This window comes from Streptomyces sp. SYSU D01066-1 (assembly GCF_054956795.1).
Genome location: NZ_JBUDHV010000010.1, coordinates 108,625 through 123,542, shown reverse-complemented (window position 1 = coordinate 123,542; position 14,918 = coordinate 108,625). Strand labels below are relative to the sequence as shown.

Here is a 14,918-nt window from a genome sequence, read left to right as displayed (position 1 = left end):
GATGTGTCCCATGCCGAAGACGTCCGCACGACTGCTCGCGCTGCTCTCGCTGCTCCAGACCCGCCGCGACTGGCCCGGGGAGGAACTGGCCGCCCGGCTCGACGTGAGCGCGCGCACGGTCCGCCGCGACGTGGACCGGCTGCGGGAGCTCGGCTATCCCGTCACGGCGGTCAGGGGACCCGACGGCGGCTACCGCCTCGACGCCGGATCGCAGCTGCCCCCGCTGCTGTTCGACGACGAGCAGGCCGTCGCCCTCGCGGTGGCGCTCCGGACGGCCACCGTGACCGGCGCGGGTATCGCGGAGGCCGCCGCCCGCGCCCTCACCACCCTCCGGCAGGTACTGCCGGCCCGGCTGCGGCACCGGATCGCCGCGCTCCAGGTGACCGTGGTCACCCCGCCCGGGGCCGAGCCGGTGCAGGCGGACAGCGGGGTGCTGATGGAGATCAGCGGCGCGATCCACGCCCGTGCGGAACTCCGCTTCGACTACACCGCCGCCTCCTCCCCCGCCCCGGGCCCCGAGGACGCCGGCGCGGCACGGCGCCGGGTGCGGCCTCACCACCTGATCGCCTGGCGGGGCCGCTGGTACCTCCTCGCCTGGGATCTGGACCGCGAGGACTGGCGCACCTTCCGCGTGGACCGCGTCTTCCCGCGCACGCCCGCCGGCCCCCGCTTCACCCCGCGCGAGGTGCCGGGCGGCGATGTGGCCGCCTTCGTCGCCGGACGGTTCCACGGCTCCGACGGCCCGGCCGCCTGGCCCTGCCGGGGCGAGGCGGTCCTGGACGTGTCCGCTTCCTCCGTCGCTCCCTACGTGGCGGACGGACTGGTGGAGGCGCTGGGCCCCGGCCGCTGCCGGGTGGTGCTCGGCTCCTGGTCGTGGATGGGCCTGGCCTCGGCGATGGGCCGGTTCGACGCCGGTCTCCACGACGTCCGGCCCGCCGAGCTGCGCGAGGCGTTCGCGCTGCTGGCCCGCCGCTGTGCCGTCGCGGCCGGCGAGGCGCCGGACGCGTCCCCGGCGGGGTGAGCGTCGGCCGGGCGATGTCAGTGGTGCCTGCCAGACTCCGCGGGACCCCGGCCGAACCCCGGGGCCCCGGACCGGAAGGCGGACCATGAGCGACACGCCCGTACCCCAGCACTACGCGCCCCGTTGGGCCGACGACGCCCGTCCCGCGCTGCCCTCCGTCGGCACCGAGCGCGAGACGCTCGGCACGTTCCTGGACTGGCACCGGGCGACGTTCGAGCAGAAGTGCTCCGGCCTGTCCGCCGGGCAGCTGTCCACGCGGGCGGTGCCGCCGTCCGGGATGTCCCTGCACGGCCTGGTGCGGCACCTGGCCGGCGCCGAACGGTGGTGGTTGCGCATGCAGTTCGCCGGTGAGGACGTCCCGCTGCTGCATTACTCCGACGACGACCCGGACCAGGACTTCGACCGGCTCGACGGCGATCCCGAGGAGGCCTTCGCCGTCTGGCGCGCGGAGTGCGAACGGTCGCGGCGGATCGTCGCCGCCGCGGCGACGCTGGAGGAGACGGGCATCCGGGCGCGTACCGGAGAGCCGGTGTCGCTGCGCACGATCATGGTGCAGATGATCGCGGAGTACGCCCGGCACAACGGGCACGCCGATCTGCTGCGCGAACGCCTCGACGGCGCCGTCGGGATGTGACACGGCCGGTGCCGCGTCACCGGGCGGCCGGTCCCGCCGCGATTCCTTGCACCGAAGGGCAGGAGAACGTGCCCGGCAGCACCCGGGGGAAGCCTTCGAGAGGGCATCCGGAAAGCACCTGCGTAATTCACCCCTCGTCAAAAGGGCGATTTTCCGGACTGCGCCGTCACGAACCGGTCATGGTTCGTTGCAATTCGTTCACACGCAATCATTCTGCATCTCATTCGCTCATCTGACGGCTGGTAACGTGCCCGCCGTTCCACCCCACAGAACGATGTACCCGATCTCTGGATTTCCTTTATGACTGGTACGCCAGACGAAACCCCCACCACCTTCTCCCCCGGCGGTCGCCGCCGGCACCGCCGGGCGAGAGTGAGCCGCGTCGGCGCGCGCCGGGCCCTCGTGCTCGCGATGGCCGTGCCGGTGGCCTCGGCCACGCTGGCCGGCACCTCGGCGTTCGCCGCCGACAGCGCCCCCACGACGGCGGCGCGGGGCGTCTCGGTCGACGGCCTCGACGCCGATGACGCGCAGTTGGTGAAGAACCTCACCGAGCGCGTCGCCGACGAACGCCTGGGCTCCGACGTCAGCGGTGTGGTCCTCGACGCCGACTCGGACACCGCCCTGTGGGACCACAACGGCTCCACCGCGCTCATGCCGGCCTCCAACGCCAAGCTCGCCACGGCGACCACCGCCCTGACGCTGCTGGGCGCGAACCACGAGTTCACCACCAAGGTCGTCTACGGCGACGGCACCCTCACCCTGGTCGGCGGTGGCGACCGCACCCTCACCAGCGACGACCTGGCCGAGATGGCGAAGACGGCGGTCGACGGCCTCAAGGCCGCGGGCGTCACCGACATCAAGGTCCGCGTGGACGACAGCCTGTTCGCCGAGCCGGCCCTCGCCAACGGCTGGAACGAGGGCTACTACCCCACCGAGGTGGCCCCGGTCCGCTCGCTCGTCGTCGACGGCGCCGCGGTGGACGACACGGCCATCGACGCCGGCAACGTCTTCGCCGAGAAGCTCGCGGCGCAGGGCGTCACCGTCGACGGCGAGGTCGGCCGGGCGACGGCGAAGCAGTCCGACGTGCCGGTGGCGCAGCACAAGTCGGCGCCGCTGTCGGCCGTCGTCAAGCAGATGCTCAAGACCAGCGACAACAACATCGCCGAGACCCTGCTGCGGATGACCGCCGTGGAGATGGGCAAGCCCGCCACCTTCGAGGGCGGTGTCGAGCTGGTCCGCCAGGTGCTCAGCTCGTACGGCATCTCGCTCGACAGCTTCGAGATGTACGACGGCAGCGGTCTCTCCCGTGCCGACCGCATCCCGGCGGCCACCCTCGCGCAGCTCCTCGACTCGATCACCGAGGTCCCCGCCCTCAGCTCGATCCTGGACGGCCTGCCGGTCGCCGGCGAGGCCGGTGCCAGCCTCGGCCCGGAGTGGGGACGCTTCGACGACGCCGACTCCGAGTGCGCCGTCGGCAAGGTGCGGGCCAAGACCGGCACCCTCACCGGAGCTATCGCGCTGAGCGGTGTGACGCGGACCGAGGACGGCGAGTGGCGGATCTTCTCGTTCATCGAGAACAACTCCACGGCCGCCCCGGCCGACATCAAGGACGCCATGGACGGCCTCGCCGCCACGGTGAACGGCTGCTGGGCCTGAGCCGCCGCGCCTGAGGAGGCCACCGCCCTCGCACGGCCCGTCCGCGCGCCGCCCACCGGCGGCGCGCGGACGCGTGAACCCGGGGCCGCTCCCGCTCGTTGACCGCGCGGCAGCTCTCCACACACATGACCTTTTGAGGAGTTTCGGTGAAGGATCTCGCGGACTCGACCGAATCGATGGAGCAACTCGCCGCGGTGTGGCGGGTCATGGTCCTCGACCGCGACCCGGGGGCGGACGTACGCGACCTGCCGGGCATCGCCGTCCGCTGGGCGGACAGCCGCTTCGCCTTCTGGAACTGTGTCACGCTGACCGAGGTGAAGCCCGATGCCGCCCTCCTGGCCCGGCGGCTGGCCCAGGCCGCCGACGTCATGCGGTCCAAGCGGCGCCCCGGTTTCCTCTGGCTCTTCGAGGACCTCCTGGACGACGGGGCCCGCGCGGCCCTGGACGACGCGGCCGGCCGGGCGGGGCTGCAACTCGCCTTCCCCGGCACCGGCATGGCCGGTGACCTGCTGCCCGTGCCCGACCCCGGCCACCCCGACCTGACGTTCGTACGCGTGCGCACCGACGACCACCTGACGGCCTACGCGGACCTCAACTCCCGCGCGTACGGCTTCCCGCTGGACGAGGGCCGCGACGGGCTGGCCGGCTCCGCGCTCTGGAAGAACGACGTGTACGCCTATCTCGCCCTGCGCGACGGGGTCCCGGTGGCGTGCGCCGGGGCCCTGCCGGTGGACGGCCGCCTGTTCGTGGCGCTCGTCGCCACCGACCCCCAGTGGCAGCGCCGGGGCTACGGCGAGGCCGTGACCAGGAAGGCGCTGCACGAGGGCGCGCGGGCCACCGGGCTGACGCGGGCGACGCTGCACGCGACGCAGGCCGGTGCGCCCGTGTACCCGCGCATCGGCTTCCGGCCGAACTCGCCGATCCGCTTCTACGGGCTCGACGGCTGACGTCTCAGCGGGCGGCGAGGGTGATGCGCGTGACGCGGTCCTCGCCGCCCGGCCCGGAGGCCGACTTGTCCAGGACGTAGGCGGTGCCGTCGTCGCGCACGTGGACGTGGTTGGGCAGCGCCGCGGTGGCGAGGGTCTCGGTGACGGTGCCCGGCCGCGGGGCGACGACGGAGACGCTGGCGGCCAGCCGGTTGACGACCAGGACCCGGCCGGAACGCGGGTCGGTGGCCACGGACTTGGCGCCCTCGCCGGTGGTTATGGACCGGGTGACCCTCCCCTTGCGCAGGTCGACGACCGACACCGTGCCCGCGCCCTGGTCGGCGGTGTAGGCGGTGCGGCCGTCGGCGGAGAGCGAGACCGAGAGGGGGCCGTCACCGGTGGGGGTGATCCGGGGGACGTCGGAACGGGGGGTGATGCTCAGGACGCGGTCGTGGGTGAAGTCGGCGGCGTGCACGGCGCCGGTCCGCTCGTCCAGCGCCAGTCCCGTCGGACCGGCCCCCGCCACGGTGACGCGCCTGACCTCCCGGTACGTACGGCTGTCGAAGGCGACGACCGAGCCGCTGCCGTAGGCGCTCGCCCACACCAGGTCGCGCTCCTCGTCCACGACGACCTCCCGCGCGTGCTCGACGCCGGGCACGGTGGCGAGGCGCCGGCCGGTGCGCTGGCTGTAGACGGCGACGCTGTCGTCGCGGGTGTTGGTGACCCACACCGTGTTGTGCTCGTCGTCGACGTCGATGCCGTAGACCGCCTCGATGGTGCCGTCGGTCTCGTCGAGCGGGACGTCGTAGACCGCCTCCGTCTCCAGGGTGTCCGGGTCGAGCCGCACCAGCTGCGACCGGGTGACCGCCGCCGGGGGCTGGCCCACCGACGCCGTCGCCCACAGCACGTCGTTGCGCTCCGAGTACGCGGACTGGTAGAGCCCCTGGACGAGCGGAGCGGAGGTGACGGACGCCGCGGGCGCCGCGGCCTCGGCGTTCGCCGGCACGAGCGCGCCGGCCAGCGCGAGGGCCACGGCACCCGCGGCGGTCAGGGGGACACGTCGGTGGAGGACAGGCATGGGCGCGGTCTTTCTGCGGGTGCCCCACTGACGAGGGCAGGCTGAAGGTATTCCCGAGGCAAAGCTTAGGTAAGCCTAAGCCAATGGGATCTTCGGCGAAGCGGCGCCCTGCGGCGGATCGCGGCGGACCGTCTCGTTCCCGGCGGCGGCCTTGCGGAACTCCTGCTCGTCCTTGACGCCGAAGGCGAGTCCGGAGGAACGGGGGCAGGGCGGGCCTGAGCCGCATCGGGAAACGCAGGCTCCCCGGGACCGGCGGCGAACCGGCTTCCAGGCCGGCCCGGCCGAAGCGCGGCAGCGCGTCGGTGACCTCGCTGCCGATCACGGAAATGTTCTTCTTTTCCTCGGCGGACAACGGCTCCCCCTTCCAGAATGGGCGGAGCACCCTGCCTCGTCCCGGCCCACCTCGCCGTACCGGAGGGGAATCACGCGATGGGAAAGACACCCCGGCACGCCAGGCCGAAGCCGCGCTCACCGCGTATCGGCGTTCTCGTCACCGCCGGGGCCGTCACGACGGCGGCCCTTTCCCTCGCCACCGCGGCCAGTGGCGATCCCTCAGCTCCCCGGGTCACTCAGCTCGGCCTCGGGCCGGGGCACCTCACCGCCGGTCAGCGCGCGCCGGCCCGGCTGGAGATCACCGCGGACCGGTGCGTCACCGCGGACCGGGTCACGGTCGCCGTACGCGACGGCGCCGGCCGCAACCTCGACTTCCCGGGCGCGGAGTCCGGCGTACGGCTGTGCCCGTCGGGCCACACCTTCACCTCACAGGCGCGGGGGTTCCCCGCGGGGTCGTACACGATGTTCGGCTCGTGGCAGGACACGGACGGGGTGTGGCATCCGTTGCCGTCGATCCCCTTGGAGGTCGGCGCGGCGCCTGAGGGGGAGCCGGGCGGTGAGGGTCGTGGTGGGAGTGCCGGTGACAGCGCTGATGCCGGTGACATCGCTGGTGGGGGTGCCGGTGACAGTGGTGGTGCCGGTGACAGGGCCGGTACCGGTCCCTCGTGGGATCCGTCCGGCGTGTGGAAGCTCCGGTTCTCCGACGAGTTCGAGGGGGACTCCCTGGACACCTCGAAGTGGAACACCGGCTGGTTCGGCACCGGCGTCACCGGCCCGGTGAACAGCGCCGAGGACGCCTGTTACGACACGCGGAACGTCGAGGTGTCCGGCGGGACGCTGCATCTGAGGCTGACCGGGGAGGACGCCACGTGCAAGGGAGAGGCGCGCGGGCACACCGGAGCCCAGGTGAACACGAGGGGCAAGTTCTCCTACCGGTACGGCGCGGTCGAGTACCGGGCCCGCGTGCCGTCGGCGGGCGGCGAGGTGGCGAACTGGCCGGCGCTGTGGGACACCGGCGAGTCCTGGCCCCGGGACGGTGAGACCGACACCATGGAGGGCCTGTCCGGCGAGGTCTGCTCGTACTGGCACGCCACGGACACGGACCGGGGGCACTGCCCGTCCGGTGCCCTCACCGGCTGGCACACCTTCGGACACCGGTGGGAGCCCGGCCGGATCACCTGGTTCTACGACGGGAAGCCGGTGCACACCCAGACCTCGGGCGTCGTCGGCTCCCCGCACCATCTGGTCATGCAGAACACCCAGGGGTCCTTCGGCGGCCCGACGCTCACCCCCGCCGATCTCCAGGTCGACCACGTCAGGGTCTGGGTGGCCGGATGAGGTCCGCCCGGCAGTCGCGCGGCAGGACCAGGACATGTGGCGGCCCCTCGGAGGGCACCCGACACTGGGACGGGACGAGCGCGCGAGACGGGCGGGTCATGAGCAGCATCGAAGAGACCATCGAGATCGCGGTGCCGGTGCGCACCGCCTACGACCAGTGGACCCAGTTCAAGGTCTTCCCCCGGTTCGTGCCCGTGGTGCGCGGCGCCGAGCAGATCAAGCCCACGCTCATCCGCTGGGAGATCGGGCTCGGCCCCGTGCGCCGGGAGTTCCTGACGGAGATCGTCGAACAGCGGCCGGACACGGTGGTGCGCTGGCGGGTGCTCGGTACGCGGGTACGCGGCGAGGCCGCGTTCCTCCCGCTCGCACCGGACCGGACGTCGGTCACGCTGCGGATGGACCCCGCCGACCCCCTCGGGATCACGCGGCGCGTCCTGGGACCCGCGCTGGCGCACTTCAAGGAGTTCATCGAGGGACTGGGGGAAGCATCAGGGGCGTGGCGGGGCACGATCCGCGACGGTCACGTCCTGCCGGCGGAGACCGAGCCGGCCAGGAGCCTGGTCCCGCACTGGCCGCACGGCTGACCCGATCCCAGGAAGCGAGGCACCCGCCTGATGCCGAAGCCGCAGAAGTCCCCCGGTGACGAGCCCGCGGAGAACCTGACCGTCGAACCGCCCAAGACCTGGGCCACGGGCGCCCCCGCGGTGGCGCACGCGCTGCGGTACTCCCTTGAGGAGACCTCGCTGCGGCGCACCGGCACCACGCTGCTGACCATGAACCAGGTCGGCGGCATCGACTGCCCCGGCTGCGCCTGGGCCGACCCGGCCCCCGGCCACCGGCACGCCAACGAGTACTGCGAGAACGGCGCCAAGCACATCAACGACGAGGCGACGACGCGCCGGATCACCGCCGACTTCTTCCGCCGGTACTCCGTCACCGAGCTGGGCCGGCGCTCCGACCGGTGGCTCAACCAGCAGGGCCGGCTCACCGAGCCGATGGTGAAGCGGCCGGGCTCGGACCACTACGAGCCCATCGGCTGGCAGGAAGCCCTCGGGCTGCTCGCCGGGGAGCTGCAGGGGCTGGACTCGCCCGACGAGGCGGTCTTCTACACCTCGGGCCGGGTCAGCAACGAGGCCGCGTTCGTCCTCCAGCTGTTCGCCCGGGCCTTCGGCACCAACAACCTGCCCGACTGCAGCAACCTGTGCCACGAGTCCAGCGGTTTCGCCCTGCACGAGACGCTGGGCACCGGCAAGGGCACGGTGAGCCTGGAGGACCTGCACCACGCCGACCTGATCTTCGTGGTGGGCCAGAACCCCGGGTCCAACCATCCGCGTCAGCTCAGTGCCCTGGAGGCGGCCAAGCGGAACGGCGCCCGGATCATCGCGGTCAATCCGCTGCCGGAGGCGGGACTGCTGCGGTTCAAGAACCCCCAGAAGCCGCGGGGCGTGATCGGGCGCGGCGTCGAGATCGCCGACCGGTTCCTGCGCATCCGCATCGGCGGCGACCTCGCGCTGTTCCAGGGGCTGAACCGGCTGCTCCTAGAGGCTGAGGACGCCCGGCCCGGCACCGTGCTCGACCAGGAGTTCATCCGTTCCAGCACCTCCGGTTTCGAGGAGTTCTCCCGGTACGCCCGCTCGGTGGCGTGGGAGGACATCCTGCGCACGACCGGGCTCACCCGGGCGGAGATCGAGAAGGTGCGCGACGACGTGCTGGCGAGCGAGCGGATCATCGTCTGCTGGGCCATGGGCGTCACCCAGCACCGGCACGGCGTCCCCACCGTCCGGGAGATCGTCAACTTCCTGCTGCTGCGCGGCAACCTCGGCCGGACCGGGGCCGGGGCCTGCCCGGTGCGCGGGCACAGCAACGTGCAGGGCGACCGCACGGTGGGCGTCTGGGAGCAGATGCCCGACTCCTTCCTGGACGCGCTGCGCGACGAGTTCGGCTTCGAGCCGCCCCGGCACCACGGCCTGGACTCGGTGAACTCGATCAAGGCCATGCGCGAGGGCCGGATCAAGGTCTTCCTCGGGGTGGCGGGCAACTTCGTGCGGGCCGCCCCGGACAGCGAGGTCACCGAGGACGCCATGCGGCGGTGCCGGCTGACCGCGCACATCTCCACCAAGCTCAACCGGTCGCACACCGTGTGCGGCGATACGGCGCTGATCCTGCCGACGCTGGGCCGCACCGAGCGCGACGTCCAGGCCACCGGCGAGCAGTTCGTCACGGTGGAGGACTCCATGAGCGAGGTGCACGTCTCACGCGGGCGGCTGGAACCCGCCTCCCGGCTGCTGCTCAGCGAGGTGGCGATCCTCTGCCGGCTGGCCCGCCACACCCTGGACGGCACGGCGCGGATCCCGTGGGAGCGGTTCGAGGCCGACTACGGGACGATCCGCGACCGGATCTCCCGGATCGTGCCGGGGCTGCACGACTACAACCGGCGGGTCGCCCGGCCCGGCGGCATCAGGCTGCCCAACCCGGTCAACGAGGGGGTCTTCGGCACGGCCTCGGGCAAGGCCCGGTTCACCCGCAACGACTGGCGGATGCCCGAGGTCCCCGAGGGGCACCTGCTGCTGCAGACGCTGCGCTCCCACGACCAGTGGAACACGGTCCCGTACACGAACAACGACCGGTACCGGGGCATCCACGGCAGCCGCCGGGTGGTCATGGTCAACCCGGACGACCTCACCGCGCTCGGGCTGGCCGACGGGGCGCGGGTGGACCTGGTGAGCGTGGGGCCCGACGGTACCGAGCGCCGCGCCGCCGGCTTCACCGTGGTCGCCTACCCCAGCGCCCGCGGGTGCGCCGCCGCGTACTACCCCGAGACCAACGTCCTGGTGCCGCTGGAGAGCGTGGCCGAGTTCAGCAACCAACCGGCGTCCAAGGGGCTGGTGGTGCGCCTGGAGCCCGCCACAACCCCGGTTTGACGTGCGATTTCGGCGTCGTCTAGGTTGCTGCGAGACATGCCCAGCCGGTGTGCGGTCCCCGCGCCGCGAGCCCGGACCGAGTCGCCAGGACCCCGCCCGGGGTCCGAGGCGGGGACGTGTCCGCCAGATGGAGCCCGTCAGCCATGCGCAGCCACCGCGTCCGCACCCGCCCCTCCGCGGCCGTCCTCGCCGTGACGACCGCCCTCACCGCTCTGCTCGTCACGGCGTGTTCGAGCGGCGCCGCAAACGGCCCGGAGGCCGCGGCTCCCGCGGAGGTGACGCCGCCCCCCGCGCACACCGGGTTCGACTACCAGCTCGGCGGCCCCTACGCCCCGCCCGACGGCGTGCGGGTCGTCGTACGCGACCACACGGCGGAGCCCGCCGCCGGCCTCTACAACATCTGCTACGTCAACGCCTTCCAGGCCCAGCCCGGCGCCGAACGGGACTGGGACTCCGACCTCCTGCTGCGCGACGAGGACGGTGAGGTCGTCATGGACGAGGACTGGGGCGAGGCCATGCTGGACATCGGCACCGCCGGCAAGCGCGAGCGGATCGCCGAGAAGGTGAACGGCTGGATCGACGGCTGCGCGGACCAGGGCTACGACGCGGTCGAGCCGGACAACTACGACAGCTACACCCGGGCCCCCAAGGGGCTGCTGAGCGCCGGCGACGCCGAGGCGTTCCTCACGCTGCTCGCCGCCCACGCCCACGAGGCGGGCCTGGCCATCGGCCAGAAGAACACCCCGCAGCTCGCCGGGGACCGCGAGAGGGTCGGCCTGGACTTCGCCGTGGCGGAGGAGTGCGGGAAGTACACCGAGTGCGGGGAGTACGTCAGCGCGTTCGGTGACGCCGTCCTGGTGATCGAGTACGACGAGCAGGGCCTGGAGTCGGCTTGTGCGGGCTGGGGCGAGGACATCAGCATCGTCCGGCGTGACCTCGACGTCCTGCCCGGGGGCCGCTCGGGTCACCTCCGGGAGACCTGCGACGACGTGTGAGGCGGCACGGCCGGCGTCCACCGCGCGGTGCGGGACGGGACGCGCGGTGAGCGTGCCGCCGCCGTCTTCGCGCACACCGTCTCCCCCTGGGGCGACGCCGCCGCCCACGGGTTCGCGGCGCGGCGGCCGCCGGCCGGCCGCTGCCGGCCGGCGCTGATGGACCGGCGCGGCCACGGACGGAGTCCCGGCGCCGGGCGCGGTGCCTTCGACGCCGACGCCGCCGGCCTCGTGGACCTGTTGGCCCGGCCGGACGGGGGCGCCCCCTGTGGCCGGGCCCGGCGACTGCGGCTCGCGGCCATGCCCGCCGCCGGACAGCGGCCCGCCCTGGTGCGCTCCCCGGCCCTGATCCAGCTCGGGGTGACGACGTACTCCTCGGCCATCTTCAACTTCCTGCCCGAGTTCGCCCTCGCCTTCTACGCCGCCGTACGCGAGCACCGGCAGGCCGACGTCACCCGGATGCTGTCGGACTTCGTGCCGCCGTACACCGGGATCCGCAACCGCCGGGCCGGTTACGCGGTCAGCATCGTCAAGGCCGGTATGACCGCCACCGGTCACACCGCCGGCCCGGTCCGCCCGCCGCTCACCGACCTGGCCCCGGCGGAACTCGACGAGCTGTCGGCGCTGATCGCCAAGCTGTCCGCGACCGCCGCCTGATCCGCCGCCCGGTCCGCCGCCGCACGGCGCTCAGCGCGCGGCCGGCCCCGGCAGTCCGAGGACGACGGTGCGCTCGCCCTGGGAGAAGTCCGCGAAGGACTGCTCCCAGCGGGCGCCGGGCCAGTGGTAGGTGACATGGCCGTCGACGGGGCGGTAGTGGGCGGTGTACACCGTGCCGAGCCACTTGTCGTACGCCTGCTGGTAGAGGGGCGGCCGCAGCATCGCCGTCACGTCCGTCCCGGCCGCGCGCACGGCGGCCAGCCGCTCCAGGGTCCGGGTGACCCGCTCCTGTCCGTCCGGTACCGGCAGATGCTGGTGGTTGGCGGCGCAGGCGTCCGGTGCCTCGGTCAGCGGTATGTCGGGCCCCACGTGGACGGTCACGGCCCGGCCGGGATCGACGAGGGTGACGTTCTGGGGGACGGCGACGGGTACGGCGCGCAGCCTGCCGACCGCCTCGTCGACGGTCCGGCAGGTCTCCAGCAGGTGGCGCAGTACGAGGGGCATGGCGAAGCCCGGTCCGTGCACGTGGCGTCCGCCGAAGGTCAGGGACACGGCGAGCCCCGCGTCGTTCATCCCGTCCAGCAGGCCCCACCCCGCCTCCTGCATGCCGATCACGGGCCGCAGGAAGCGGGAGGAGACGATGACCGCCTCGCAGTGCTCGGGGGCGAAGTCGTAGTTGCGCAGCAGGGTGCCGGCGGTGCCGGTCTGGGTGCAGGCGGAGAAGAAGGGCCGTACCGCGGCCAGGGTGAGCAGGGTCCCGGCCCGGGGTGACGGCAGCTGGCCGGCCAGCCGGTCGAGCGTCGGGACCAGTTCGGGCAGGTGTGTCTCAAACAGTTCCCGGGCCCGGGCCGCGCCCTCGGGGGTGCGGCCCTCCTCGGTCAGCCAGTCCTCGGCGCCCGCCAGGACCGGCCCGGCGTGCGCGGCCCAGCGCCCGTCGCCCCCGTCACCGATCTCGACCGCCCTGAACGTCTTGGTGAGCCGCGTTCCGCGCACGTCCCGTCCCCTCGGTACGCCGGCGGACCGTCCGCCCCTTCCACGACCGCTTCATACCTCTTTTCCGCCGCCGCACGCCACCTCCCGCCCGGCGCGGCCGGCCCGAGCCCGCGCCGTACCGCCCGTCACGGCGCGCGCCCTCTGCCCCGTCACGCGGTGTCCTTCCGCTGCCCGGGCGGCCCCCGGACACCGGCTCCTGTTCCCGGTCAACGCTCGGACCGGCCCACGGGGTTCCTGGTCGTCGCGGCCCTGCCGGGCCGCCGGAACCCCTGGCGCGGGCGTCCCGCGCGGCGGCACCGTTCGCCGGGGGCCGCCGGGGCGGTCCTCAGCGGTGCCGTGTCACCGCAGGGCCACCGGCCGCCCGGTCCTTCGCCGCGCGCCGGAGAGGTCGCGGCCGGTGCGCCGGTAGGTGACGAACGCGTAGACGGACAGACCGGCCCACAGGAAGGCGCTCAGCAGGGGCCACCAGCGGTCGGTGCCCTGCGCGTCCGTGATCAGGCTGTTCACCCAGGACAGGAACCAACTGACCGTCAGCAGCGAGGCGACCCACCGGAACCAGCGCATGAGACTCATGGTCCCTTTCGCCCGAGCCACGGCCGGGTCCCGGTCGTCGTCGGAGCGTGCTCGTTCATTCTTCATGCACATCGGGTACCCCGTTTCGCCGCGCCCGCGCCCGCCGATCGGCGGGCGCGGCCGCGGCGGTGCGGCGCACTCAGGCGGCGGGCTGCTCCGAGGCGGTGCGGCGCACGCCGACGGCGGCCACCACGGCGCCGATGACGCACAGCGCTCCGGCGACGAGCACGGCGGTGTGCACGCCGTTCATGAACGCCTGGTGGCTGCCCTCGACGACGGCGTCCCGCAGCCGGGCGGGCATGGCGTCGGAGACCGGGGCGACGCCCATGGCCACCGCGTCCTTGGCCTGCGCCAGTCCGGCGGCGGTGGTCGCGGGCACACCGGCGGAGGTGAGTTCTCCGGTGAGGGTGGAGCCGACGCGGCTGCTGATCAGCGACACGAGGACCGACGTGCCGAGCGCGCCGCCGATCTGCAGGGCGGTCGCCTGGAGGCCGCCCGCCACTCCCCCGTCCCTGACGGGCGCGTTGCCGACGATGGCGTCGGAGGAGGACGACATCACCATGCCCACGCCCAGGCCGAGGGCGATGAACGGCGGCCACATCGTGGCGTACGACGAGTCGGCGCTCCAGCCGAGCATGACGAGGCAGGCGGCCGCCTGGAGGGCCATGCCGAGCGGCATCGTCAGGCGCGGCCCGAACCGGTCGGTGAGCGCCGCGCCGAGCGGGGAGGCGACGACCGAGGCCAGGCTCAGCGGCAGGGTGCGCACCCCGGCCTCGACGGGGGTGAAGCCGCGCACGCTCTGCAGGTAGAGCATGACGAAGAAGATGACGCCGAGCAGGACGAAGAAGTTCAGTGCGGTGACGACCGTGCCGATGGTCAGCGCGCGGCTGCGGAACAGCCGCATGGGCAGCAGGGGTGAGGCGACCCGGTTCTCCCAGAGGCCGAAGACCAGCAGGACCACCACGCCGGCCGCGATGGCGCCGAGCGTGCCGCCCGAGGTCCAGCCCCAGGTCTCGCCCTTGACCACGCCGAAGACGACGGCGAGCAGTCCCAGGGCCAGCAGGGCGACGCCGACGATGTCGAACTTCTCGTCCGCGGCGGCGCTGTTCCTGGTCTGCGGCAGGACGACGACGCTGAAGACCAGCGCGATGACGCCGATGGGGGCGTTGATGTAGAAGACGGACTCCCAGTCGACGTGCTGGACGAGCAGTCCGCCGACGATGGGGCCGAGCGCGGTGGAGACCGAGGAGACCATGGCCCAGATGCCGACCGCCATGCCGAACTTCTTCGGCGGGAAGACGGCTCGCAGCATGCCGAGGGTGTTGGGCATGAGCAGGGCGCCGAAAAAGCCCTGGACGGCGCGGAAGGCGATGACGCCCTCGATGGAGCCGGCCAGTCCGATGGCGACGGAGGCGGCGGTGAAGCCCGCGACACCGATCAGGTAGAAGGTGCGGCGTCCGAACCGGTCGCCGAGCTTGCCGCCGAGGATCAGGGCCGCGGCGAGGGCCAGCAGATAGGAGTTGGTGACCCACTGGAGGCCGGAGGTGGAGGCGCCCAGGTCCCGGCCGATCTCGGGGTTGGCGATGGAGACGACCGAGCCGTCCAGGCCGACCATGAAGAGGCCGAAGGCGACGGCGATCAGCGTCAGCCACGGGTTGGCCCGCCGTCCGCGCGGGCGGTCCGCGGCCGGGGCGCGGGTCGGTGGGGCGGAGGATGTGGTGGGGGCGGAGGGCATGACTGTGCGTGTCCTTCGATCGTACGGGGGAGGGACGCCGCGCGGCGGATCCGGCCACGGA

Annotated in this window: 13 protein-coding genes; 9 read left to right on the top strand and 4 right to left on the bottom strand. The window is 73.2% G+C overall.

Going from position 1 to position 14,918, the window contains the following annotated elements; all coding sequences use genetic code 11:
* Window positions 1–10: 10 nt before the first annotated feature.
* The 4 genes from ACY1JF_RS12925 to ACY1JF_RS12910 all read left to right on the top strand — a co-directional run bounded on the left by ACY1JF_RS12925 (window position 11) and on the right by ACY1JF_RS12910 (window position 4,258).
* Window positions 11–1,021, top strand: a complete 1,011-nt coding sequence (locus tag ACY1JF_RS12925; protein WP_462705203.1) for a helix-turn-helix transcriptional regulator — start codon at window positions 11–13, stop codon at window positions 1,019–1,021.
* An 85-nt stretch (window positions 1,022–1,106) separates the two neighbouring features.
* Entirely contained in the window at window positions 1,107–1,655 is a 549-nt protein-coding gene (locus tag ACY1JF_RS12920; RefSeq protein WP_462705202.1) for a DinB family protein, read from the top strand.
* Window positions 1,656–1,955: 300 nt separating this feature from the next.
* Window positions 1,956–3,311 (top strand): D-alanyl-D-alanine carboxypeptidase/D-alanyl-D-alanine endopeptidase, encoded by a 1,356-nt coding sequence (gene dacB / locus ACY1JF_RS12915; RefSeq protein WP_462705201.1) that lies wholly within the window; start codon window positions 1,956–1,958, stop codon window positions 3,309–3,311.
* A gap of 146 nt (window positions 3,312–3,457) precedes the next feature.
* Complete coding sequence (locus ACY1JF_RS12910; RefSeq protein ID WP_462705200.1) at window positions 3,458–4,258, top strand: GNAT family N-acetyltransferase; 801 nt, start codon at window positions 3,458–3,460, stop codon at window positions 4,256–4,258.
* 4 nt (window positions 4,259–4,262) lie between these two features.
* Here ACY1JF_RS12910 and ACY1JF_RS12905 read toward each other — a convergent pair whose 3' ends face one another.
* Window positions 4,263–5,315, bottom strand: a complete 1,053-nt coding sequence (locus tag ACY1JF_RS12905; protein WP_462705199.1) for a YncE family protein — start codon at window positions 5,313–5,315, stop codon at window positions 4,263–4,265.
* 429 nt (window positions 5,316–5,744) lie between these two features.
* Here ACY1JF_RS12905 and ACY1JF_RS12900 point away from each other — a divergent pair, with 429 nt between their 5' ends.
* The 5 genes from ACY1JF_RS12900 to ACY1JF_RS12880 all read left to right on the top strand — a co-directional run bounded on the left by ACY1JF_RS12900 (window position 5,745) and on the right by ACY1JF_RS12880 (window position 11,556).
* Window positions 5,745–6,986 carry a glycoside hydrolase family 16 protein gene (locus ACY1JF_RS12900; RefSeq protein WP_462705198.1) on the top strand — a complete coding sequence of 414 codons (1,242 nt, stop codon included), beginning with the start codon at window positions 5,745–5,747 and terminating at the stop codon, window positions 6,984–6,986.
* A 98-nt stretch (window positions 6,987–7,084) separates the two neighbouring features.
* Entirely contained in the window at window positions 7,085–7,570 is a 486-nt protein-coding gene (locus ACY1JF_RS12895; RefSeq protein ID WP_462705197.1) for an SRPBCC family protein, read from the top strand.
* A 30-nt stretch (window positions 7,571–7,600) separates the two neighbouring features.
* A complete protein-coding gene (locus ACY1JF_RS12890) occupies window positions 7,601–9,907 on the top strand; it encodes an FdhF/YdeP family oxidoreductase (protein WP_462705196.1) in 2,307 nt (768 codons plus the stop codon).
* Window positions 9,908–10,050: 143 nt separating this feature from the next.
* A complete protein-coding gene (locus ACY1JF_RS12885) occupies window positions 10,051–10,902 on the top strand; it encodes an endo alpha-1,4 polygalactosaminidase (RefSeq protein WP_462705195.1) in 852 nt (283 codons plus the stop codon).
* Window positions 10,903–10,929: 27 nt separating this feature from the next.
* Window positions 10,930–11,556 (top strand): dihydrodipicolinate synthase family protein, encoded by a 627-nt coding sequence (locus tag ACY1JF_RS12880; RefSeq protein ID WP_462705194.1) that lies wholly within the window; start codon window positions 10,930–10,932, stop codon window positions 11,554–11,556.
* Between the two features lie 30 nt (window positions 11,557–11,586).
* Here the strand turns inward: ACY1JF_RS12880 and ACY1JF_RS12875 are convergent, their stop codons facing one another.
* From ACY1JF_RS12875 to ACY1JF_RS12865, 3 genes are all read right to left on the bottom strand, one after another.
* Window positions 11,587–12,549: a C45 family autoproteolytic acyltransferase/hydolase gene (locus tag ACY1JF_RS12875; RefSeq protein WP_462705193.1), complete on the bottom strand. Its 963-nt coding sequence runs from the start codon at window positions 12,547–12,549 to the stop codon at window positions 11,587–11,589.
* A 339-nt stretch (window positions 12,550–12,888) separates the two neighbouring features.
* Window positions 12,889–13,113, bottom strand: coding sequence for a hypothetical protein (locus tag ACY1JF_RS12870; RefSeq protein ID WP_462705192.1), 225 nt, complete (start codon window positions 13,111–13,113; stop codon window positions 12,889–12,891).
* 148 nt (window positions 13,114–13,261) lie between these two features.
* A complete protein-coding gene (locus ACY1JF_RS12865; RefSeq protein WP_462705191.1) occupies window positions 13,262–14,857 on the bottom strand; it encodes an MFS transporter in 1,596 nt (531 codons plus the stop codon).
* Window positions 14,858–14,918: the final 61 nt, after the last annotated feature.